This window comes from Paenibacillus sp. 2TAB23 (assembly GCF_052115165.1).
Taxonomy (GTDB): domain Bacteria; phylum Bacillota; class Bacilli; order Paenibacillales; family Paenibacillaceae; genus Pristimantibacillus.
In genome coordinates, this window is the sequence record NZ_JBFRGD010000007.1 from 257,054 (window position 1) to 280,917 (window position 23,864).

The following is a 23,864-nucleotide window of genomic DNA, read 5'->3' on the forward strand; positions in this document are numbered from 1 at the left end:
TATGTTGTAAATACAAACATAGACAATCTGAAAATGGCAAACTTGCCGAAAGGCTAGGACGCAAAGTTATGGGCCTAAAGCACTTGTGCTAAGGTCGCCAGACCGCCGGAAGGATATAGAGCTAAGAAGCTGTCCGCCTCCTGTGGCTGGATAGCTTTTTTGTTTTTTCAGAGGGACAGAGGAGAGAAATTGGAATGGTGTTGAAGGATTGGTTGAAGAGAGCGAGCATACTGTCGAAGAAAATGAACATGAGGAAAATTACGACCAAGTTATTTCTTATTACGGCAATCATCACACTGTTTAATTTAGGAGCAGGCGCATTTATTTATGTTCAGAATGTATCAGTTGCAGGATCAGTTGAAGATTCGGATCATTTATCACGTGCTGAACGGAACTATCAAGGTATTTCCAACAAATTGCTGAAAGCCATGCTGCTTATGGTGGATGCGATCGAGAATGGGAAGAGCGATGCTTCAGCAATTATGAAAGATTTGGAAACCCTCCCTGCCAATATCGATGAGCTTGACAAGCAGCTGATCGAAATGGACAAGAAATATCCTCCCGCCAAAGAAGGCGGACAGCTTTATGCCAATCAGATAGGCGTTCTTCGCCTCGCACTTGATAATCTCAATCAAACCAATACCGATGTATCGGGTTTAACAGCTGAAGAGAAGTCCTTGCGCATCAGCAATCTAATCAGCGTATACACTGTAATACTCAGCTATTCGAACGATACCATGCATGAGCGGCTAACTCATGACGCAGAAACGACCCAAAACAATCTGAATCGTGATGTATCGAGCGCTAATATCATCGTGCTTATTAATGTCATTCTGCTTGCTGTATTGCCAGCTATTATGATTTACGGCGTTACGCAATCGATTAAAACGGGCCTTACCGGCATTACAAGGCGCATCCGCGCATATGGCAGCAATGATTTCACGAGTCAGGAGAAGCTGGCCCGCTCTGATGAATTCGGTGAAATTGATCAGGCGCTAGCCGCAATGGGCGACAATTTAAGAGACACGATTAAGGCCACGCTTAACGTCAGCGAGTCTGTTCTTCACGTATCGCGCAACATGGATACGATGATTGGAAGCAACCGCCAAGCTTCCGAGGATGTGAAAGGCCAGGTTGACCTGGGTCGTGAAGCACTGCTGTCGCAATATGATGATGCTTCTTCAATTTCGGCGGTAACGGAGCAAATATCCGCAAGCTCCCAGCAAATCGCTGCTTCCAGCGAGTACATAAACAATGACATGCGTCAAATGAAGCAGTCGTCCCAGAGCGGCTCCCAGCAAATGGCAGGCGTTGTCGTCATGGTTAACGAAACCGTTGAGCAATTCGCGAAGCTGACGGAGGCTTTTGAAGCGATGAATGGCCGATACAACAATGTTTCCAAGTTTTTGAACGGCATTCAGGATTTGAATACGCAGACGAATCTGTTGTCGCTTAACGCATCTATAGAATCCGCAAGAGCTGGGGAGCACGGACGCGGCTTTGCAGTTGTGGCGGAGGAAATTAGGAAGCTGTCAAGCCAGACGGATACCATATCCAAGCAAATTACAAAGGAATTGACACTTATCCAAAGCGATGTTGCCTCTAGCAGCAGAACGATCGGAAGCTTTGCGAATGTCATTCAGTCGACAAGACAAGCATCGGAGACGGCAAGCGGCACGTTCCAAGCTTTGGAATCGCAAAGCAGCGTATTGTCTGACCAGATGAGCGAGATTTCAACGGCAATAAGCGAGATAACAGCAGGAATGACGCATATCGTATCTGCTGTTGACAAGCTGCTGAACACATCCACGGACGTAAATGGGAAAATGGAGCATATGAGCGAGCTGTCCGTGAAGCAAAACGATATTTCTGATGAGCTTCGCAGTCTTGCAGAGAAGCTGACCGGCTCCTCGCATGAGCTGAAAGAAAAGGCTTCTGTATTCAAGCTTTAAAAGGAAGGACATATCAATCACAGGCGCTTCAGCGATATGCTGAAGCGTTCTTTTTTTTCAAGCTTGACGTTAGATGGCCTATCGGTTTGTCATAAAAAAGTCACAAGGGCGTTAGGATAGTCATTGTACGAGCAGTATAATAAACCGTTGTACCGCTATGATAGATAGAAAACAGCTGGAGGTAGTGGAGAATGACGACTGTACAATTTCCAAAAGATTTTAAATGGGGAACGGCAACTGCTGCGTACCAAATCGAAGGCGCGTTTGATGAGGATGGACGGAGTGCCAGCATATGGGACACGTTCGCGAAAACACCGGGCAAGGTGCTTAATGGAGACAACGGCGATGTGGCATGCGACAGTTATCACCGCGTAGATGATGACATCCGACTGCTGAAGGAGCTTGGCGTTTCTGTCTATCGGTTCTCGATAGCTTGGCCGCGCGTTATCCCTCAAGGCAGAGGAGCTGTTAATCCGACAGGCCTTGATTACTACGAGGAGCTGATCGACAAGCTTATTGCGAATGGCATTGAACCATTTGTAACGCTATACCACTGGGATTTGCCTCAGACGCTTCAGGATGAGGGCGGATGGGAAAACCGCGCGACAATGGATGCTTTTGTCCAATATGCAGAAACGGTATTCCGTAAATTTAACGGCAAGGTAAAAAGATGGATTACGCTTAACGAGCCTTGGTGTATTTCCATATTATCCAACTACCTAGGTGCGCATGCGCCAGGCAAGCAGGATATGCAGGCTGCCCTTGATGTCGCTCACCATATTCTAGTCGCACACGGCTTAACCGTTAAGCGATTCCGTGAGCTTGGCATCGAAGGCGAGATTGGTTACGCGCCGAATACGGAATGGAGAACGGCCTACAGTTCTTCCCCAGAGGATGTGAAGGCTGCTCAGCTACGCAACGGTTCTTTCAATGAATGGTTTCTTTCACCTGTGTTGAAGGGGGAGTACCCGAAGCTATTGACGGATTGGTATGAGAGCAAGGGCTTCAAGGTGAAGGTTGAACCTGGGGATATGGCTATTATTTCGCAGCCTATCGATTTCTTAGGCATCAATTATTATACGGGCAGCTTGATTCGTCATGCGGCAGGCAATGATTTGTATGACAGCGAAGAAATCAGTTCAAGCTTTGCCAAAACCGATTTTGACTGGAACATATATGCTGACGGGTTCTACCATGTGCTGACTTGGATCAATGAAACCTATGGTCAAATTCCAATCTATATTACTGAGAATGGCGCTTGCTATGAGGCAGAACTGCAAGATGGGAAAATCAATGACGAAGCGAGAATCAGCTTCCTACGCGATCACATTATGGCTCTGCACCGCGCAATTGAGTCTGGCGTTCCCGTCAAAGGTTACATGGTGTGGTCATTGATGGACAACTTCGAATGGGCCTTTGGTTATTCCAAGCCATTCGGGCTTGTTCATGTCAACTTCGAGACGCTGGAGAGAACGCCAAAGGCAAGCTATCATTGGTATAACCAGCTTGTGGCTGCCAACCAGTTAGAGATTTAATCGTCAGGACAGGCCGTATAAAGCAGGCAGAGCTCGAGCAAGGGGACTCTGCCTGCTTCTTTGTGCTGGAAAAGAAGGATAAGCATGCCATGCGCCGAAATGAAGGAGTGGCAGAGAGCAGATACATAGTCGGAAACAGAATGCAAACAGAATGCAAACAGAATGCAAACAGAATGCAAACAGAATGCAAACAGTATGCAAACAGCGGCTTGCAAAAGCAAGCCCAAAGCGGAGCCGCTCCTAATCCAATTGTTGACTTACAGCAAATAGAAGTGGTTCAATTGAACCATCGACATCAAAGGGAGCAGTGACTACATCCATGTTTAACCAATTTCTGAAAGCATCCAGAGTGAGGGTGCTGCCTGTGATGCTTATTCCGGTAGCGCTAGGCGCACTCGGCGCCTATGTTTGGAACGGCGTTTTCCATCCATTCTTGTTCGTCATTACGATGATTGGCGCAGGAGCGGCGCATTTATTTTCTAATATGATTAATGATTTATGGGATTATTATAACGGTACAGATACGGCTGCTCAAACAACGGATGGCGTCATTCCGACCAATTCGGGGTATTTGACGAAGGGAACCTGGAGCATTCGCGCATTTGCCGCAGTGACGTGGGGCTTGTTCGGCATTGCAGCGATATGCGGGGTTATCTTGAGTGTGTTAAGCGGCTGGCTTGCGCTAGTGTTCGGCATTCTAGGCACGTTAATCGCTTATTTCTATGTGGCGCCGCCAATCCAGTTCGGTTACCGCGGCAAAGGCTACAGCGAGCTTGCGATTCTAATCTCATTCGGGATTCTGCCTGTCGTTGGCGCATATTTCGTACAAACCTCACAGCTTGATTACCGCGCATTGCTGCTTTCATTGCCGATTGGTTTGCTCACGACTCTCATTTTGTTCAACCATCATTTTTTGCATTGGCAAGCGGACAAGCAAGCCGGCAAACGGACGTTAGTCGTTGTATGGGGGGAGCGCAGGGCATTGCTGTTTTCGCGCGTTTTGCTGGCGCTGGCTTATTTCACTCTCGTTGTATGCGTGGCATTGGACGCGCTGCCGGTATATGCTTTGCTCGCTTTGCCGACAGCCATTCCGCTGTACCGCGTATATGGGCGGCTTTCGACGCGTAATGATTCAGCGGCATACGTGCCGTTAATGGGCGCTTCGGTGAAAGCGACGATTCGCTGCGGAACCTTACTGATAGCTGCTTTATGGATTCAAGGACTCGTGTAAGCAATCAACTTAGAAGGCGGGTAGATAAGATGGATAAGCAATGGACGTTAGGTGATTTCCATACGATATTGAATGAAGGCGAGGTTTGGAAAATCGGCGGTTTCCCTCTACAGGACGGAAGCTTCTGGCAATACCGCGAGCCGAATGCGGTCATTATCGTACGCAACGGCATGCTTTACGTGCGCGCGCCGCTTAGCCGCTCGAATGATCAAATTCAAATTCTGGACAATGCGAAGCATATGTATTATTCCGCAGAACCTGTTCTCGTTCCCGAATCAGGAATCATCAGCTTCGAGCTTCAAATCCGCGCACGTTCGCAGCAGACGGCGCCAAATGATTTATATGACGGGTTCGTCTCATTGAATTTGCTCGACTTCACGACAGGCGGGGCACTCGATTTTTTTGCCGGGAACGATAAGTACGCTAGCGTGTATGCGGTTCTTCCTTTTCCTGGCGTCAAGGTGCCTGAAACCGATAAAACGAAGTATTTCTGCGTGTTCAAGGAAGACACAGACTTTGAGGCGCAAGCATTCAACGTGTACAAAATCACTTACAATCGCTCGATGGATGAAGTGGTATTTTTCGTTAACGGAAACGAAGTCAGAAGAGAGAGAAACGTCCCGGTTAAATTCAATCAATTCACCGTGGCTCTCGGCATTATGACGGAGAAGGATTTGACGCCTGAAGGAAGCGTTTCTGTACATGGACAGACCGTTATCGGGGAATGGTCTCCGATCACCATTGAAATAACTGAGCAAGGATAGTGAAGGAGCTGCGTTATGTTATTCGTTCTCATCGCACTGTGGGCAATAGCAGCCATCATATGGCTCTCTGATCGGCGATCGTCCGTTAATCATTGGTTAGGTGCTGTCGCGTTTACGGGAGGCGCAGGCGCGCTTGCTGCCGTTCTGGATTTGCAATGGCTGCCTGCAGCAGCAGAAGCTGGAATGAATGAGGTTGCGCAGCAGCTCCTTTATCGACTGCAAGCAGTCTCCTCTCTAGTTTCCTACTACGGGCTTCCCTATTCTTTCGTTTTGTTTGCCAATGCGTATCGCCCGGTTCGCATGACCAAACGCATGCAAGCGTTAATGCCGTTTCTCCTGCTTATTCCGATTGTGTTATGTGTCGTTTTTACGCCGTTTTATACGACACTGTATCCTATTTCCTTTCGTATCGTGGTGTGGTGGGCAGTGCCCTATATTGTGTACGGGGCGGTTCAGGTGCTGCTGAAGCGTCAGCTTCAAGCCTCCTTTTCACGGACGCACTGGATCATTTGTTCCGTTGTGCTGCCTCCAGTCATGTTCAGCATGGTCATGAATTATGTGCTTCCAAGCTTTGGAATGCTGAGAATGTGGGTATATAACACATGGATCGTCGGATTAGGTGTGACTGTATTTGTTATTGCATTATTTACATACGGATTCATGGGCGTTCGTGTCAACATCGATCGCAGACGATATGACTCTACGTTGAGAGCGGTTACCTCGGGTACTGCTATACTAAATCATGCTATCAAAAACGATGCAGGCAAAATGAGGCTGTTCTCCGAGAAAATGAAGGCATATGCGATTGCTACGGATCAGCAGGAGCTTTTAGCTGACATCGAGACGGTACTTGGCGCATCTCGCCATATGCAGGAGATGCTGCAGCGTGTGCATCGGCGCACGGAGGACCTGGTGCTTCGCGTGGAGGCTGTAGATTTGGCCGAGCTTATCGATCAGACCATGAAGGGTTACGGCCCCGTACTTGGGTCTATTAAACTGCAGACATCCTTGATTAAAGGCTGGGTATGCCGGATCGATCCTGCCCAGTTTAGCGAAGCACTTGGCAATATTGCAGCGAATGCCTTGGAAGCGATGAAGGGCGAAGGAGAGCTGCTTGTCCAATTAAGCGAGACGAAGCGCGAGCTTATAGTCGAGATTAAAGATACGGGACCGGGACTCAGCAAAAGCGAAGCAGCAAAAGTGTTGGAACCCTTTTATACGACAAAAAGCGGAAGCGACATCAATTTTGGATTAGGCTTGCCGTATGCTTACCATGTCATGCGCAAGCACAAAGGAATGTTAAATCTAAGAAGCAAGCCTGGGGTTGGGACGTCCGTCTTCCTCATATTCGTTAAACGGGCGATTCAAGCGGAACGTTCTGCCGCCGCCTATGCGGAAAGGAGTACAACAAATGAATAAAATAAAGGTATGGATTGTAGAGGATGATCTTGACTGGCTTCGTGGATTAGTGGCTTACATTAATAAAGAGCTTGATATGGAGGTTGTCTGGACGTCCAGCAAGCCGGAAGACGTCAGGCTTGCGCTGCAGAACGGCTTGCAGCAGTCTTCGCCAGCGGATGTGGTGCTGATGGACATCATGCTGGAAGGCCGCCCCGAAGGTGTGCTCCTTGCCGAAGAGGCCGCGCTTGCCACGGGAGCAAAGGTTATCATGCTCACCTCGATGGAGGAAAAAGAGCTGATCTTCCGATCTTTCCAAGCGGGAGCCATCGATTACCAAATCAAATCGGATTTCGAGAAGCTGCCTGAAGCGATAAGGTCCGCATTTAGAAGCCAGTCGCCAATCAATGCGGCAGTAGCAGAGAACATGCGGGAGGAATTCCGGCGTCTGAAGCAGTTGGAGCGAGAATTCGAGGTGAAGAAGCTGGGGGATCTAATCACACCTTCCGAGCTGCAGCTGCTCGATCTCATCGATCAGGGTTATACACAGCCTCAGATTGCCGACAAGCTCGTTGTATCGATACGAACGGTCAAAAATCATGTGAATCATATTTTAAAAAAGCTGAATCTGAGCGGTTCCCGCGAAGCAGCGAATAAAGCCAAAGAGATGGGCTTATTCCATAAGAAGAATGACAAGGATAGTACCAGATAAAGTTGGTACTATTTTTTTTATGCCTTTTTCTACAAAATGGAAATATAAACATATCTTTCGTAAACGTATGGGGGAATTGTGAATGCGATTCGAGATGTTCTCAGCTGCGCATGTCGCAGGGCTCGTATGGTTTGGCTTCATAACGCTATTAGTTGTTATCTATCGGAACGAACTGCGCGAGCCAAGGCGGAATCAAGCGACAAGGTGGACGCTTGCTGCTTTGCTCCTTTGCAGCGAGATTTCGCTGCAGCTATCGTACATCATCGATAATCGCTGGGCCATTAACTCGCTTCCATTCCAATTGTGCAGCCTCATGCTGTTCGTGGGCACTGCCGTACTGCTAACGAAGCGCAAGGGACTGTATGATGCGCTTTTCTTTCTCGGCAGCATGGGCGCCCTGCAAGCACTGTTAACGCCTAATTTGGATGAGACCTTCCCGCATTTCCGTTATTTCCAGTTTTTTATCGCGCATATCAGCATCATAGGTGCAGCTTTGTTCATCGTGGCCGTTGAACGGTACCGTCCGACTTTCTATTCGGTACTCCGTGCGATGCTATGGCTGCATGTTATGGCTATTCCAGCAGCTGTTACGAATGAATGGACAGGTACGACGAATTTCATGTTTCTCGCCCGCAAACCAGCAACGGCGTCCATACTGGATTGGCTTGCTCCATGGCCATGGTATTTGCTGCAGCTCGAGCTAATCGCGTTTTGCTTATTTACCAGCTTATATGGCTTGGTTAGGGGATTGGATCTTTGAGCGGAAAAGAGCAAATCAGGTAGAAATAAAAGAAAGAATGGAGGGCTAAGACATGAAAGAAACGATGAATAAACATTGGACTTCCCTTTTGGGTGCCTTGTTCGTCATGACCGCATTTATAACCTTATTCAAATATTCGCTCGATCAAGGTTGGATCACTGAAGCGATGAAGATCGGATTCGGCTTGCTAAGCGGAGCAGGCATCGGTGTCATCGGTTTGAAGCTGGCGGTGCGCAGGCCCAGCAGCTTGATAGGTGAAATCATGATAGGTCTTGGTGCCTGCATCCTGTATGCGACCTTCGCTTTTGCAGGCATCTTTTATCGGCTCTGGGAGCCTATGACGGTGATGCTGGGCATGAGTGCCGTAACGGCTCTCATATCCGCCTATGCGTATAAGTACAAATCGAGATTGCTCATCAATATCGCGATGGCAGGAGCATTGCTTTCGCCGCTCCTGATGCGGCCGGAGACGGATCAGGTGTTTGCCTTGTTTTTGTATATGCTGGTCATTAATGTGGCTTTCTTTTTCCTCAGCATCGTGCGAAGGTGGCACGAGCTTCGGATTGTCAGCTTCATAGGCACGTGGCTGATGTATACCGTATATTTTATCCATTATACGCCTTCAACAGATGGACTATGGAGCATGCCGATACGTTATGCGCTGGCAGCCTTTCTCTTTTATACAGTCGGCCTGATGGTGTCATCCTGGTTGAACAAGCTAAGCTTCGACGGCATCGATCTCTATCTCAACGCTGCAAACGGCATTCTGTTTACCTTCTGGGCACTGCTTATTCTGAATCATGAGGTATCGTACGGATATATCCTAACGTTTATCGGGATCGTATACCTTCTAGGAAGTTACGTCATTTATACCGCCACGGAAAAGATAACGCCTGCTGCAGCCAGCTTCTTTCTGGTCGGTTTGCTGTTGGTCCTTATCTCGATGAGCAGTATTGGAGGCGGATATGATTCCAAGCCTTTGGTCACCGTATTGCTTTGGGGGTTTATTGCCGCAGCTGCGGCGGTGATCGGCCGAATCAAAGGCTGGCTGATGCTTAGCCTAGCTTCGATTATGACGTGGTTTATCGTTGGCTGCTATTGGTATATCGTCACATGGGACACGCCGCGCGGCGAGTGGTTCGGCATGTATGTGCCTTTTTTGAACTGGGGAGCAATCGCATGGATACTGCTTGCTGCGCTCGGATTCTATTTCTCCAGAACACTTGTTATTCCACATTTGCCGGAGCAGGCAAACCGCATATTAGGACGGGTTTATGCGCTTCTGGCACATTTAATCGTAAGTGGATTGCTGACGAGGCAAATCGAAAATATCTTCACAGAATATATGCCGGAGTCGCATGCAGTCTATTTAGCGTTAGCGTTATCTGTATCTTGGGGCTGCTACTCGCTGCTGCTCATATTGTGGGGAGCCTATTACAGAGAAGTGCTGTTCAAATGGTTTGGTTCGTTCATTCTGGTGCTCGTAGCGATTAAAGCTATTTTTATGGATTTGAGCGGACAAGAAGCACTGTATAAGGTTGGCGTGCTGTTAATCTTAGGCGCCATATCATTCGTTATAACGTGGATTAACGGGAAATGGCGGGTTCAGTCAGACGAAAAACCGAGCGTAGATAAACAAGCAACGAGCGATTCATAATATAAATCCTGGCGGGAATAATGATTGTGTTCACCTTGACAAGATGCAATTTATATTTTATAGTAACTTACGTAAAGTTATTGATTGGATTGCAGAGCATTTTCTATTACACAATCGAGAGGCAGGAGAAACAATGTCATCACAAGCATTTTTGGAAGCAGTAAAAGCAAGACGCTCTTATTATGGAATCAGCAAGGAGTCCGTTATCTCTGACGATAAAATTGTAGAAATCGTGGAGCAAGCGGTTTTGCATACACCTTCATCCTTCAATTCACAAAGCACGCGGGTAGTTGTACTGCTTGGCGACAATCATGACAAGCTTTGGGATCTTACGACGAACACGCTTCGCGCTATGGTAGCGGCAGATCAATTCGAAGCAACGGAGCAAAAAATGGGCTCTTTCAAAAGCGGCTACGGCACGGTCTTGTTCTTTGAAGATAAAACGGTGGTTGACGGCTTGATGGCCAGCTTCCCTTCGTATGCCCATAACTTCCCGATCTGGTCCGGACATGCGTCAGGCATGCATCAACTGGTTGTATGGACAGCGCTTGAAAAAGAAGGCTTCGGCGCTTCTCTGCAGCATTACAACCCGCTTATTGATGAAGAGGTTAAGAAAACATGGTCGCTACCTGATTCCTGGCAGCTGATTGCTCAAATGCCTTTCGGCAAGCCGACAGCAGAGCCAGGCGAGAAAACGTTCCAACCGATCGAAGAGCGCGTAAAAGTATTCAAATAAGCAGCAGGATTGAATGCCCACCGATGGGTTATACGAACTGCTCAGAAAAACCGGCATGCGGACTGGGAACAGCTGCGCATGCCGGTTTTATTTATGTACGATTTATTGTAGGATTTATCTAGAGCGTTGTCGATAGTAATATTGCATTCGGAATCGATGCTTGGCATAATGATATCGTACCTACCATGCAGGCTGGAAACCGATCTGTCTTAACGGCAGAAGACGTAGTCCTGATGTTGGCGAAGATGAGATTACTTACTGGGAATGCCAGCACTTTAATGGAATTTAGCCGATCATACAATCCAATTAATTGATGAATACTGGCTGTTTGCTCTATAAACATGTACAATGAAAACCGATATAGATTTAAGCAGACATTATTATGCCTATTACAAACAGCCAGGAGGAAATCATGAGCATTGACCCTCGCATTATTAAAACATTATTGCAGCTTCAGCTGGCTCCAAGCTTGGACTTAAAAGCGGCATCGAATCCGCTACAAGCCACGACAGGCGATGGCTCAGCATCCTTGTTCGATACGCTGCTCTCACAATATATGTCAGACACGGCTTCCGGAGATGGATCGTCGGCTCCCATATTGCCTGCGGACGCGCTCGCACAGCTTGAAGCACTGAATAGCTATCCGAATATTTCATATCATGCGGATGGTGATTCGACAGCTGAACCTTCGGCATACGACGAGCTTATCCAGCAAGCTTCTGCGAGATATGGCATTGATCCGGCATTGATTCAAGCGGTAATCAAGACGGAATCCGGTTTCCGTTCAGATGCGCAGTCGGGCTCAGGCGCCAAAGGCCTTATGCAGCTTATGGATGGCACGGCTAGAGGTCTCGGCGTAACGGATTCATTCGATCCCGCGCAGAATATTAATGGCGGAACCAAGTACCTAGCCATGCTGCTTAAAAAGTACAACGGGAATGAGCAGGTAGCACTGGCTGCATACAATGCAGGTCCAGGCAGGGTTGACCGTACGGGGATCAGGACGAACGAGCAATTAATCGAGAATCTTGAGGCGCTTCCCGAAGAAACACAGCGCTATGTAGCAAAGGTGCTGCAAGCGAAGTAAAACGGAAGCTATAAGATCACGATTTCGCTTACGGCCTCAATGGCTGGAGCAATCGTTGGTCTTTTTCTTTTTGGAGAGGAGATTATACAAATATGTTATATTTCGACCATTGCGCCTCGACCCCTCCGTATGAGGAGGTCGTCCAGACGATGATAGAGGTAATGAAATCCGTTTATGCGAATCCTTCCTCCTTGCACCGGGCCGGTATTCAGGCAGACCAATTAATTGAACGCTCGCGTTCGGTTCTGGCAGAGCGGCTGCAGACGGGCAGCGGCAATTGGATATTTACGTCGGGCGGCACGGAATCCAACAACATGGCCATTAAAGGTATCGCCCGGCAATACGCCAGCAGGGGCAAGCATTTGATTACCACTCAAATCGAGCATGCCTCGGTCTTTGAAGCTTTCAAACAGCTGGAAGACGAGGGATACCGGGTCACTTATTTGCCTGTTGGCGAAACCGGTCACTTGAACGTGGAACAGCTGGAAGCGGCTCTAACCGATGAGACGATATTAGTGAGCGTTATGCATGTTAATAACGAGATCGGAACGATACAGCCTATAGAACCGATTGGCCGGTTGCTGAAACGGTTTCCCAAAATCATGTTTCATGTAGATGCGGTTCAAAGCATGGGCAAGCTGCCGATGCAATTGGTGGAATGGGGCATTGATTTGTTGACTGGCTCTGCTCATAAGCTTGGTGGGCCAAGAGGCGTAGGTTTCTTATATATTCGTGAAGGCGTGACTCTTCATCCACTGCTGAGCGGAGGCACCCAGGAGAACGGATATCGCGCGGGAACACAGAACGTACCCGCCATCGTAGCATCCGCGAAGGCGCTGCGCATGTCGATGGAGAGAATGGAGCAGCGTGAGAGGCGTATTTCAGTGCTGAAGCGGCAGTTGATTCAACATATTAATGGCATGCCGGAGCTTAAGCTTAATGGCGCTGAGCCATCCGCCTCGCATATTATTCATTTCTCCTATCCGGGGATGAAGCCGGAGGTAGTTATTCATATGCTGGAGCAGCATGGTATAATGGCATCGACGAAATCCGCGTGTTCATCCAAGGATGATAAGCCAAGCCGCGTGCTGCTTGCGTTAGGTGCAAGTCGCGAGCATGCAGCCGGTGGCATTCGAATCAGCTTGGGCGAAGAGCATACGGAGCAGGATATTAACGCGTTAGCGGCAGCGCTTGCGGATATTGTGAGACAGCTGAAGCCGCTTGAGAGGAGATTGACCTAATTTTGCTTTATGATCAAATCGTACTCCGCTACGGAGATTTAATGGTAAAAGGAAGAAACCGCAATAGATTTGAGAAAAAGATGCTGGAGCAGGTGAAGCAGGCGTTAATTTCTTATGAGCATATTACGTATTTCAAATCATTCGGGCGCTTGTTCGTGAAGCTGAACGGGCATTCTTACGAGCCCATTGCTGACCGGCTAAAGGATTTATTCGGCATTGTGTCTTTAAGTCCGGTTATAAGCACGGAATTGGATTTGGAGAAAATCAGACTGGCAGCATTGACATTAATGCAGTCTTTGCCTGAGAAGCCGATCACCTTCAAGGTAAGCGCCAAGCGTGCGTGGAAGAAGTTTCCTCACAATTCGCAGGAAATGAACCATTTGGTTGGCAGTCATGTTCTGCGTGCGATGCCTGATCTGAAAGTAAATGTAAACACGCCGGATGTAGAACTCCGTGTCGATATTCAAGAGGAAGCGACCTACGTGTTTTATGACGTTATAGCTGGCGCTGGAGGCTTTCCCTTCTCGTCCAATGGCAAAGCGATGCTCTTGCTCTCAGGGGGAATCGACAGTCCCGTAGCGGGCTGGTTGGCACTTCGCAAAGGGCTTGAAGTGGAAGCCGTACATTTCCACAGCTATCCGTTCACGAGCGAGCAGGCAAAGGATAAAGTGATTGAGCTTGCGAAAAGATTATCGTATTTTAGCGGCGAGCCGATTAAGCTGCATTTGGTTCCTTTCACTGAAATACAAACGACGCTTGTTCAGGCGAAAAGCGACAATCTGATCATTACGTTGATGCGCAGGGCCATGCTGCGTATCACAGAACAGCTTGCGGAGCGCAACAAAGCGAACGGCATCGTGACGGGCGAGAGCCTCGGGCAGGTTGCCAGCCAGACGCTGCCAAGCATGAACGTCATTGGCCGCGCGACGGATTTGCCGCAGCTGAAGCCATTGATTATGATGGACAAGCACGAAATTATTCGGTTAGCAGAGCGTATTGGAACCTTTGAGACCTCGATTCTTCCTTATGAGGATTGCTGTACGCTGTTTTTGCCCAAGTCGCCCAGCACAAATCCGAATCTAAGGATAGTAGAGAAGATTGAGTCTCTCATTCCCAATTACAAGCAGCTTCTCTCGGACGCAGTCGAGGGCACGGAGCAGCTCCTGCTTTCCCCTCATCATCAAACCGCTGTACAAGCGGCGGGCGAGGACAGCTGGTTCTAGTATCTTTTTATATGATGAATTTCATGGAGCTGCTCGGGGATGGCATAATTGTCTATCGGAGCAGCTTTTTATTTCATTCGTTATTTTTACTATGAAGAGATCGGTTTTGAAGGAATTACAAGTGAAGTTGATACCAGGATGGAATAGCTGATTAGCATGCAGGAGAGGAGAAGCGCTGATGTTTTATTCGCTGAAAAGCCGGTTGATCGCTATTTTTGTGCTGCTTTTTGTTTTATCCTTCGTTACGCTTTCATTTCTGCTGTTCAATCAGTCCCGTTCGATTATCCGTTCTTACATCGAATCCTCGGCTCTCGAAAAAATGGATGAATACGGTTCCTATATCGATATGGTACAAACACAAATATACGATCTGGCCTCCATTGTGTTCAACAGCGATATTACGAATAGCTGGAACGCCATAGCCTCAGATTCGAGCGCTACGGATGGCGAACGCAACCTGGAGCATTTTCACATGAGCCAGTTTTTGACGCAAACGACGAACAGCTACTCCAGCGTTTCAAGCGTTGCCATCTATAGACAGGAAGGGCTGTGGGTCAGCAGCGGCAACTTCGTCGTAACGAATCCTTCTTTCTTGAAGGAAGATTGGTACAATAATTTCAAAAAAAAGGAAGAGTATTGGATCTCGGCACATACGGACGCAGCGGAATTAAGAAATAATAATAAGCACCCGGTTGTAAGCATGCTTATGCCCATAGGCTCCTATGAGCCTTCGCTGACGAAAAGTGTCATGAAGATCAATGTAAGCGCTGACTATTTTCTAGAGCCGCTCGGCCGCATTCATCTCGGGGAGAGCGGGACTATTTATTTGCTGGATCAGAACGGCAAACCGATGTTGTCGCAGGCCGATTACGAAACGCGCTCGGACATGCTGGCACAGGTGCAAGAAATTAGGCAGGGCTGGAGGAAGCAAGGCGTTCTGTACATGGATAATGCGCAGGGCGAGAAAGAGATATTGGTATACAAGAAGCTGGCGCAAACGAATTGGATGCTTGTCGGCTTCGTGTCCGAGGATGACCTGTACGCGCAGCTATTCCGCCTGAGAAGCTCAATATGGATTGTGGCGAGCATTCTACTCCTATTGTCATTGGTTCTGGCCTCTTGGCTTTCGCATGGCATTACGAAGCCCCTATCCAGACTGGTGCTTGCCATGAGACATATTCAGCGGGGAGATTTCGCTAACGCGGAGAGCAGGCTGCTGCCGCAGCGGAGCGTGCGCAACGAGGTTGGCTTTGCGACAGAGACCTTCCGCAGCATGGTGCATCAATTGCGGGAGCATATCAAAACCGAGTTCGAGCTGAAGCTGCTTAGGCAGCAAGCCGAATACAAGGCGCTGCTGATGCAGATTAACCCGCATTTTCTGTTTAATACGCTGGAGCTGATGAGCAGTCTTGCCATGCAGAAACGTACGGAGGATACGGTGCAGGTTATCGAATCGCTCGGTAAAATGATGAGATTCTCGCTTAAGATGGATGACGATCTTATTCGACTGGAGGAGGAGCTCCTTTACGTTGATTATTACATTTCCATTCTTAAGATTCGCTTTGGCGACCGCTTGAGCATCTCCATGGAGAAGGAAGGCAATCTGGAGAGGCTTTCGGTAGTCAAATTTATTTTTCAGCCTTTGATTGAAAATGCGGTCAAATATAGCGCTGCATACCGGCAGGAAGCAAAGGTTCATATATTGGTAAGGCATACTGAAGGCAAGGTCCATCTTGTCGTTTCGGACAATGGCCCGGGATTTACGCCGGAAAAGAAGCGGCAGGTGCTGGAGGGCTCCACTACGGCGCAGCTTGATCAAATACTGACAAGCAGAAGCAGTCAAATCGGACTTGGCAACGTGCTCTCGCGCTGCCGACTTTATTATGAATCGCTGTTTGAGGTTCGAATCGACTCCGCGCCCGGAGAAGGAACGTCAATTGAATTAATCTTACCCGCACAGGAGGTGAACGGGCATGTACCGAGTGTTGATCGTAGATGATGAGCCTGAAATTCGTCAAGGGCTGCAGCTAAAGGTGAGTTTTGAGAGTCTAGGTTTCTATGTTGCAAGCGAAGCATCGAACGGAAGGGAAGCGCTGGAGAAATTGGCGAATGAGCCGATAGATGTCGTGATTACCGATATGAATATGCCTATAATGGACGGCATGACTTTTATGGATGCCTGTCATGAGCTCATTCCGTCGTTGCGCTTAATTGTCATAACGGGATACGAGGATTTTCATTACGCCAAAGCAGCCATTCGCAATCAAGCCCGTGATTATTTGCTTAAGCCGGTTACGAGGGACGAGCTGACCAAATCCTTGGTAGGCGTTCGAAACGAGCTGGACAGGGATCGGAATAACCAGGACCAGGCTGCACTGATCCAGTGGCGTTTATCCCAATATTATAAGGAGATGAAGGAGCACTACATCGTTCATCTGGTGAAAGAGGAGCTTGTACAAACACCTTTGATTTTGGAGCGATCAAGATTGTTTGAGCTGGAAGAGTGGAACCATGGCCAGGTGCGGTTTTTGACGCTGGGCTTGAAGGATCAGACCGGGCCAGCAGGAGAGAATAACCGGACTGAGGATGCATTCCGGCTTCCATTCGAAATGGTGGTCCGGGAATGTGCGGCAATGCAGCATGCGTCGATGCAGGTATTCCGGGATTTGAACTACCCAGGCCTGATGCATGTCGTCCTCCAGGAGGATGCCGAGCTTGTCCGGACATTTACGGAAGCGCTGGAGGATCATGTGAGAAGCCTGATGCGGTTCGACTTGAGGATCGGTGTCGGACAAGCCGTTACTGGCTTCAAGCAATGGAAAGAAGGTTACATGAGCTCGCTGCTTGCTTGGAGCCTGCCGTATGACGGCAGGAAGGATGAAACACGAAGCACCGCCGCGCAAGGCGAGCAAGCTGACCATGCCTTAAAGGTTATCGAGCGGTATTTGGTTCGCGGCGAGCTCGCGGCGTTTCAAGCCGCTATCAGGCAAGAGCTCGTTGCCGCACATGGCTCGCGGCCGCGCTTCGTGAAAACCATATTCCAGCTATATCTGATGCTAGAACCAATCGCCAAAGCGTCGCATACTGCGCTGGAAGGCGGGGAACAGCTATGGCTCAGACCGGAAATGACCTTAACCCTAGACAGTGTTGAGAAGGCTGAGCGTTTTCTTATGGGCATAGCGGACAGAATAGAGCGCAACCGGCAGAATGAGTCGGACGAGACGGATCCATTCTTGTTTATCAAGGCCGCTCAGCAGTTCATCGACGAGAATTATATGTATGACTTGAACCTGTCGATGATTGCAGAGAAATTTAATTACAATGCATCGTATTTCTCGGAAATTTTCAAAGCCAAAACAGGCAAAGCCTTCATTCATTATTTGAATGAGACACGAATGGGGGAAGCGATTCACCTCCTTCAGAACACGACGCTAACCCTCTGGGACATTGCAGAGCTGACAGGATTCTCGAATGCGAGCTATTTCAGCTCGAAATTCAAGCGCATGTACGGCGTGACGCCTTCCGAGTTCCGGTTGCGCCCATCTGAAAAAAACGATAGTGAACACCCGAAAAATTAGCATTCATCGGAATCCACCCCTCCCTTATGATGGAACTACATCAGTAAGAGAGGGGTATTCGCGATGAAATCTAGCCGCAAGGCATTAGGCAGCCAACATAATTTGACGGCCTATACTTTTTTGCTTCCATGGTTGATCGGGTTTTTCTGTCTCACGCTCGGACCTATGCTCGGATCGCTGTATTTATCGCTGACGAAGTACAATTTGCTAACCCCGCCGGAATGGATTGGTTTTGCTAACTATTTGGAAATATTCAAGGAGGACGATACCTTTAGCAACTCCTTGTGGCTGACGATCAAATACGTGTTTATTTCCGTACCGCTTCGTTTAGCTTTTGCTCTCCTTGTTGCGATGGTTCTGAACAAAGGGATACGCGGACTCGGCATTTACCGGACGGTATATTACATTCCTTCCCTTCTCGGCGGCAGTGTGGCGATCGCAATCGTATGGCGGCAGATTTTTGACGGCAACGGACTGGTCAATCAGTTTCTGAGCTGGTTCGGCATTCAAGGGCCGTCATGGATCTCCCATCCCGACTATATCGTGCACACGATTATTACGCTTTCGGTATGGCAATTCGGTTCAGCGATGGTCATCTTCCTTGCAGGTCTTAAGCAGGTGCCTGCCGATCTTTACGAAGCGGCACAGGTGGACGGGGCAGGGAAGGCAAGGCAGTTTTTTCGCATAACGCTTCCTATGCTGTCGCCCGTTATCTTTTTTAATCTGGTCATGAGCATTATCAATTCCTTCCAAGCGTTCACACCGGCATTCGTGATTGGGGACGGCAGAGGAGGACCGCTTGATGCAACCATGTTCTATACCTTGTATCTGTACATGAAGGGCTTCTCATTCTTCGATATGGGATATGCTTCCGCACTGGCATGGATTATGCTGCTTATTATCGGAATCTTTACTGGCATTATCTTTTTGACCTCCAAGTATTGGGTATTTTATGGCGACAGCAAAGAGGGGAGATAAACGTTATGGTTCAAGCATCAGGTATAAGGGGATTTACGAAGCATGCGTTGATTATTCTCTTCGGCATTGCAATGCTGTATCCCGTGCTTTGGTTGATCAGCAGCTCATTCAAACCGAACGAGCTTATCTTTACTGAGCCGGGGTTATGGTCATCATCGTTCACGCTTGACAATTACATCAAAGGCTGGCAGGGATTTCAGGGAATTGCGTTTGGTCGCTTTTTTGCAAACTCGTGGTTGATTTCTATATTGAGCGTGCTGGGAAATGTCATAACATGCTCGTTCGCAGCCTTTGCCTTTGCGCGTCTGAATTTTAAGTTTCAGAAGCTATGGTTCGCGCTTATGCTCGTTACGATCATGCTGCCTTACCATGTGACGCTAGTTCCGCAGTATGTCATTTACAATGAACTGCAGTGGATTAACACGTATTTTCCGTTAATTTTGCCGAAATGGCTCGCTCATGATTCCTTTTTTATTCTGATGATGGTTCAATTTATCCGCGGCATACCGAGAGAACTTGATGAGAGCGCCACGATCGACGGGTGCAGCCAGCGACAAATTTATTTCCGTATCATTATGCCGCTTCTGGTTCCCGCGTTAATTTCTGCAGCGATCTTTACATTCATTTGGTCGTGGGATGATTTCTTTAGCCAAATGATTTATTTGAGCGACATCAAGCTGTTCACTGTTCAGCTGGGCATCCGCTCATTGTTCGATCCGACAGGACAATCCGATTGGGGAGCTCTGCTCGCTATGTCTGCGCTCTCGCTCGTTCCGATCACGCTTATTTTTCTTGTTTTCCAGCGTTATTTCTTGGATGGAATTGCAACGACCGGATTGAAGTAGCAGCAGCTTACAGGAGCGGTTAGGCTATTCCAAAAAAAATGATAGTCAACAACCGAAGGAATCAAATTCCGATTGGGCACAATCAAGAGTAGCATGGGTTTTGAGAACGGATTCATACTATTTCATTAGGGGGAAGCATGGATGAAAAAAAGAATGGCGGCACTGGCAATGGGATTGCTGATGGTAGTTACAGCAGCCTGCTCAGGAGGTACGGGCAGCGGAGGCGCTTCTGATAGCCAACCATCCAATGACGGGAATCATGCAGCTGGAAGCGAGCAAGTCGAGCTTCGCATGATGTGGTGGGGAGACCAAAAAAGAGCGGATATTACGAATGAAGCGTTAAAATTATTCGAGAGCAAGTATCCGAACATTAAGGTAGTCGGGGAGTTTGCGCCGTCTACCGGTTATTTCGACAAGCTTAATACGCAGCTGGCTTCAGGCACGGCTCCAGACGTTTTCTTCTTAGGAGGCAATGTCGTGGATTACGCCAACAAGGAAGTGCTGCTCGATCTGGCGCCATATGTCGGCAACGAGCTGAACTTAAGCGATATGGATAAATCGATGGTTGAGTACGGAACCATTAAGGGCAAACTGCTTCACATCTCGGCAGGCGCCAACGCTCGCGGCATCGTTATCAACAAAACGATGTTTGAGAAAGCGGGCATGCCCGTCCCTGAGGATGGCTGGGATTGGCAGCAATTTGCAGCCATCAGCAAAGAAATTTCCAGCAAGCTCGGCAGCGGTGTATACGGAACCTACAATATGTCGATCGACGGTATGGACATCGGTCTAAAGCAGCAAGGCAAGCAGCTCTACGATATGGAAAAAGGGACGCTCGGCTTTGAGGAAGCTGACGCGCTGAAATGGTTCCAGTATTGGGAGGATACCTCCAAAGCGGGCGGAGTCGTACCATCCGAGCTTCAAGTATCGAATCCTCCGGGTGATACGAGCAAATCCTTAGTGGTTACGGGCAAAGTTGCGATGAGTTTGATTCCGTCGAACCAACTGGCTGCGCTGCAAGGGCTGACGCAGGATGAATTGATTATGGTCCAGCTGCCAAGAGGCGAGAAAGGGACTGGCGTTGTATTTGAATCCAGCCAAGGCCTATCCGGTTATGCAAAGTCGAAACATCCGAAGGAGGTTGCCACGCTGCTGAGCTTCTTTATCAATGACCCTGATGTTGCCAAAACATTGGGCAATGACCGTGGCGTTCCCGTAACTGCAGGCAACCGTGCGCTGCTTGAGACAGAAGCTAACGAAGTGGAGAAAATGGTATACGACTACACAAGCCGCGTATCTTCCGCAACGAAGACAGAGCCGTTTGCAGTCAGCTACAATCCGCCAGGCTTCTCCGAATATTCCAAGCTTGCCGAAACGACGATGTATGAGATCGGCTTCGGACGCAAGAAGGTAGATGCAGCAGTCAAAGATTTCTATAACGGTACGTTGAAAATTTTCAATAATAACCAATAAGCATGGCATGATAAATAGCATAGCTGTGAGCAAAGAGAACAGGCTGCCCTGCGGCAGCCTGTTTGCTTATAAAGGCGATTCGGTCAGCATAAATGAATGAGAGGGCGAGGCGAAATAAATGGACGATTGGATGCTGCACAAGCTTCGCGAGGTTTCGGTTGAAGAACGAGTCGGTGAGCTCAAGAAACCATCTGACAAAAAAGCAATCGAGGAATGGAACCGCTCGGGAGTAAAGTTCACAGCGCGTTCAGGCAAGCTGGAGCAGGTCTATTACGCTGCCGTAAATAAGCTGCTGGATTGCATCGTGCCGACTGGAGGTGAGGAACCGATTCTGCAGGAAGGCGGGATTTACCTGGGCTGCTGGCTTGAGAGCACAGGAACGATTAATGCAGAGCTGCTGTCTCGGTTTATCCCGTCGGTGTCGGAGCGTACTTACCAATCTTTTGCAAACTACCAGCGGGAGGACGGGTTGTTCCCCTACAAAATAACGGAGAATGGGCCGTCATACCGACAAATTCAGCTCGTGACGCCGCTTGCGCGCAGCGTATGGAATCATTACCAGCTGAATCAGCCGGACAAGTCATTTCTTCGGACCATGTACGATGCAATGTCCAGCTACGATGAATGGATTGCCGCCAATCGCAACACGAGAGGCAGCGGCTGCGTGGAAGCTTTCAGTACGTTTGACACCGGGCATGATCTATCGCCGCGGTTCTGGCATGTTCCCGATACGCCGCACTTAGGCGATGCTTCCCAGTTCAATCCGGATTCACCGATCCTGCCTTTTCTTGCGCCGGATTTAACGGCCAATATATATTGCCAGCGCTTGTACTTAGCGAGAATTGCAGAGGAGCTCGGTTTTTCTAGGGACGTGTGGCTTGCAAAAGCAGAGGAGAGCCTATCCAGCTTGTTCCGTCACTGCTTTGATCAGGAGGATCACTTCTTCTATGACCTCGACCGAAATGACGAATGGGTGCGCGTGCAGTCGGATGTGTTATTGCGCGTGATGGCTTGCGAGGTTGGAGAGCGGGAGTTCTTTGACGTGATGCTGAAGCGTTATTTGTTGAATACGAGCAAGTTTTTTGCCAAATATCCGTTTACGTCTTTGGCAATGGATGATCCGAGATTTGATCCCTTCTCGAGCTACAACAGCTGGGGCGGCCCATCGAATTTCCTCAGCTTAATTAGAACGCCCCATGCCTTTGAGCATCATGGTCGCCATGTGGAGCTTACGTGGATCATCTATCCGATTCTTGCGTCCTTTGCCAAAGCTACACGATTCTCCCAGGCTATTAGCCCATGGACAGGGGATGAGGGCTTTACAGAGACTTATTCACCTTCCATCCTTTGTTTGCTTGATTACGTAGAGCGATTATGCGGCATCCTGCCTACACCGGCTGGCGAGCTTTGGTTTACGGGACTGCTTCCTTATGATATGGACCATGGGGATGAGCTGGCAGGCGAGACCGGCTATAGCCGTATAGTCGATGGCGTTACTTTTGAATTGGTAAATACGAGACTCCGTTGCGAGATTTATAAGGATGGAGAATGCAGCATGTCCTTTCCTAGCGGCATCCGAATCCTTACAGCTCGTGATGGAAGCTTGAAGGGCATCGTTGGGATGAGCACTAGGCTTGTTACAGGCGTGGTCTGCTATGGCGATAAGGAATTGAATTTCCAAATAAAAGGGAATGAACAGCAGTATTTTGAAAATCATTCTTTTGTCAAAGGAACCGACATCGGCATCATCAACCCCACCTATCGTTAAGCAAAGGAAGGAGAGCGCGCAATGCTCACCATTAATCAAATACAAATCAGAGACCCCTTTATATTGCCTGTCATTGAGGAAGGCAACTATTATTTGTACGGCAGCACTGATAAAAACATATGGGGAAAAGGAACAGGATTCGAAGCCTATGTGAGCAAGGATTTGAAAAGCTGGGAAGGCCCTTTTACAGTGTTTCGACCTTCCGTTGATTTTTTTGCAGATACGAACTTTTGGGCGCCCGAGGTATATTCCTATCGCGGCAGCTACTATATGTTCGCCACTTTCCGGAGATTAGATAATGGCTTGCTTGGGACAGCGGTACTGATGTCCGACAGCACATTAGGGCCCTTCAAGCCAGTAAGTGACGGGCCAGTGACGCCTGCCAACTGGAGCTCATTGGACGGCAGTTTATATATAGATGCGGAGGGTTTGCCTTGGATGGTATTCTGCCATGAATGGCAGCAGGTTGCCGATGGCGAGATTTGTGCAGTTAGGCTAAGCGGCGATCTAAAAGTAGCCGTATCGGAGCCGGTTCTGCTGTTTACCGCGTCACAAGCGGCTTGGACGACACCTTATGTTTCGCCTAGATTCCCGGGGAGAAGCAACTTTGTGACGGATGGTCCTTATCTGTTCACATCGAAGTCGGGCAAACTCATGATGCTATGGGCAAGCTTCATCGACAATCAATATGCACTCGGGATCTCAGAATCAGAATCGGGTCTCGTGACAGGACCATGGCATCATGCAGAGAATGCGCTTTATCGAAATGATGGTGGCCACGGTATGGTCTTTCACACCTTTGGCGAGCGTTTGCTGTTGACCATTCATACACCCAACCGAACTCCGGATGAGCGGGCGATATTTGTTGAATTGCTTGAAATCGATGGAGAGTGGAGTATCGGGCATCTTCGATAATAACAAAAAAG

Annotated in this window: 19 protein-coding genes and 1 riboswitch; all 19 genes read left to right on the forward strand. The window is 48.5% G+C overall.

Features of this window, described 5'->3' with window-relative positions:
* Positions 1 to 25: 25 nt before the first annotated feature.
* A riboswitch (cyclic di-GMP riboswitch) is annotated at positions 26 to 110 on the forward strand.
* A gap of 84 nt (positions 111 to 194) precedes the next feature.
* The 19 genes from AB4Z29_RS13170 (at position 195) to AB4Z29_RS13260 (ending at position 23,853) form a co-directional block, all read left to right on the forward strand.
* Complete coding sequence (locus AB4Z29_RS13170; protein ID WP_441943500.1) at positions 195 to 1,952, forward strand: methyl-accepting chemotaxis protein; 1,758 nt, start codon at positions 195 to 197, stop codon at positions 1,950 to 1,952.
* A gap of 191 nt (positions 1,953 to 2,143) precedes the next feature.
* Entirely contained in the window at positions 2,144 to 3,487 is a 1,344-nt protein-coding gene (locus AB4Z29_RS13175) for a GH1 family beta-glucosidase (protein ID WP_441943501.1), read from the forward strand.
* 319 nt (positions 3,488 to 3,806) lie between these two features.
* Positions 3,807 to 4,718 carry a prenyltransferase gene (locus AB4Z29_RS13180; RefSeq protein WP_441943502.1) on the forward strand — a complete coding sequence of 304 codons (912 nt, stop codon included), beginning with the start codon at positions 3,807 to 3,809 and terminating at the stop codon, positions 4,716 to 4,718.
* A gap of 29 nt (positions 4,719 to 4,747) precedes the next feature.
* Positions 4,748 to 5,482 (forward strand): DUF6081 family protein, encoded by a 735-nt coding sequence (locus tag AB4Z29_RS13185; protein WP_441943503.1) that lies wholly within the window; start codon positions 4,748 to 4,750, stop codon positions 5,480 to 5,482.
* A gap of 15 nt (positions 5,483 to 5,497) precedes the next feature.
* Positions 5,498 to 6,901 (forward strand): ATP-binding protein, encoded by a 1,404-nt coding sequence (locus AB4Z29_RS13190; protein WP_441943504.1) that lies wholly within the window; start codon positions 5,498 to 5,500, stop codon positions 6,899 to 6,901.
* Entirely contained in the window at positions 6,894 to 7,592 is a 699-nt protein-coding gene (locus AB4Z29_RS13195; protein WP_441943505.1) for a LuxR C-terminal-related transcriptional regulator, read from the forward strand. The genes AB4Z29_RS13190 and AB4Z29_RS13195 overlap by 8 nt, the downstream gene beginning before the upstream one ends.
* An 82-nt stretch (positions 7,593 to 7,674) precedes the next feature.
* Complete coding sequence (locus AB4Z29_RS13200; protein ID WP_441943506.1) at positions 7,675 to 8,352, forward strand: YwaF family protein; 678 nt, start codon at positions 7,675 to 7,677, stop codon at positions 8,350 to 8,352.
* A gap of 52 nt (positions 8,353 to 8,404) precedes the next feature.
* Positions 8,405 to 10,009 carry a DUF2339 domain-containing protein gene (locus tag AB4Z29_RS13205; RefSeq protein ID WP_441943507.1) on the forward strand — a complete coding sequence of 535 codons (1,605 nt, stop codon included), beginning with the start codon at positions 8,405 to 8,407 and terminating at the stop codon, positions 10,007 to 10,009.
* Between the two features lie 133 nt (positions 10,010 to 10,142).
* Entirely contained in the window at positions 10,143 to 10,745 is a 603-nt protein-coding gene (locus tag AB4Z29_RS13210) for a nitroreductase family protein (RefSeq protein WP_441943508.1), read from the forward strand.
* Positions 10,746 to 11,157: 412 nt separating this feature from the next.
* Positions 11,158 to 11,832: a lytic transglycosylase domain-containing protein gene (locus AB4Z29_RS13215; protein WP_441943509.1), complete on the forward strand. Its 675-nt coding sequence runs from the start codon at positions 11,158 to 11,160 to the stop codon at positions 11,830 to 11,832.
* A 92-nt stretch (positions 11,833 to 11,924) separates the two neighbouring features.
* The gene (locus AB4Z29_RS13220) at positions 11,925 to 13,073 is read left to right on the forward strand and encodes a cysteine desulfurase family protein (RefSeq protein ID WP_441943510.1); all 1,149 of its coding nucleotides are present in this window, start codon (positions 11,925 to 11,927) and stop codon (positions 13,071 to 13,073) included.
* A 2-nt stretch (positions 13,074 to 13,075) separates the two neighbouring features.
* Positions 13,076 to 14,296 (forward strand): tRNA uracil 4-sulfurtransferase ThiI, encoded by a 1,221-nt coding sequence (gene thiI, locus AB4Z29_RS13225; RefSeq protein WP_441943511.1) that lies wholly within the window; start codon positions 13,076 to 13,078, stop codon positions 14,294 to 14,296.
* A gap of 178 nt (positions 14,297 to 14,474) precedes the next feature.
* The gene (locus tag AB4Z29_RS13230) at positions 14,475 to 16,295 is read left to right on the forward strand and encodes a cache domain-containing sensor histidine kinase (protein ID WP_441943512.1); all 1,821 of its coding nucleotides are present in this window, start codon (positions 14,475 to 14,477) and stop codon (positions 16,293 to 16,295) included.
* A complete protein-coding gene (locus tag AB4Z29_RS13235) occupies positions 16,270 to 17,874 on the forward strand; it encodes a response regulator transcription factor (RefSeq protein ID WP_441943513.1) in 1,605 nt (534 codons plus the stop codon). The genes AB4Z29_RS13230 and AB4Z29_RS13235 overlap by 26 nt, the downstream gene beginning before the upstream one ends.
* A gap of 63 nt (positions 17,875 to 17,937) precedes the next feature.
* Positions 17,938 to 18,852, forward strand: coding sequence for a carbohydrate ABC transporter permease (locus AB4Z29_RS13240; protein WP_441943514.1), 915 nt, complete (start codon positions 17,938 to 17,940; stop codon positions 18,850 to 18,852).
* A gap of 5 nt (positions 18,853 to 18,857) precedes the next feature.
* Positions 18,858 to 19,697, forward strand: coding sequence for a carbohydrate ABC transporter permease (locus tag AB4Z29_RS13245; RefSeq protein WP_441943515.1), 840 nt, complete (start codon positions 18,858 to 18,860; stop codon positions 19,695 to 19,697).
* 141 nt (positions 19,698 to 19,838) lie between these two features.
* A complete protein-coding gene (locus AB4Z29_RS13250; protein ID WP_441943516.1) occupies positions 19,839 to 21,170 on the forward strand; it encodes an ABC transporter substrate-binding protein in 1,332 nt (443 codons plus the stop codon).
* Positions 21,171 to 21,288: 118 nt separating this feature from the next.
* Complete coding sequence (locus tag AB4Z29_RS13255; protein WP_441943517.1) at positions 21,289 to 22,938, forward strand: MGH1-like glycoside hydrolase domain-containing protein; 1,650 nt, start codon at positions 21,289 to 21,291, stop codon at positions 22,936 to 22,938.
* 21 nt (positions 22,939 to 22,959) lie between these two features.
* Complete coding sequence (locus AB4Z29_RS13260) at positions 22,960 to 23,853, forward strand: glycoside hydrolase family 43 protein (RefSeq protein WP_441943518.1); 894 nt, start codon at positions 22,960 to 22,962, stop codon at positions 23,851 to 23,853.
* Positions 23,854 to 23,864 lie beyond the last annotated feature (11 nt).